The 408-nt window shown below is 71.3% G+C and carries 1 pseudogene; it reads right to left on the minus strand.

The features are described from left to right. Positions 1–24 precede the first annotated feature (24 nt). A pseudogene (locus J5F18_RS03965) lies at positions 25–408 on the minus strand (MATE family efflux transporter); the annotation flags it as partial.

Consider the following 408-nt stretch of genomic DNA (forward strand, 5'->3'; position numbering starts at 1 on the left):
CCCTGGCCGCCGTTCACCGGGCCGTCACGGACCCGCTGGCGCGGGCGGCGAACGCCAGCGAGTGCGGCGGTAGTGCCGGTAGTAGGCCCCCAGCACCGCCGAACGGACCAGGGCGAAGAGAGTGAAGGCGAACCACAGGCCGTGGTTGGTCAGCGCGTCGGGCAGCAGCGCCTGGGTGAGCCACCAGGCGGGCAGGTAGACGAGCAGTCCGGCGAAGATGCTGTTGCGCATCTCGCGAATCGCCGTGGCGCCGATGAAGACCCCGTCCAGCAGGTAGCTCCACACCGCGATCAGCGGCATCACCACCATCCACGGCAGGTAGAGGGTGGCGGTCTCGCGCACCTCCGGCAGGCCGGTGAGCAGGGCGATCAGCCACTGGCCGCCCAGGGCGAAGGCCAGGGCCGCCAC

The sequence above is a fragment of the Halomonas sp. BM-2019 genome, assembly GCF_017584085.1.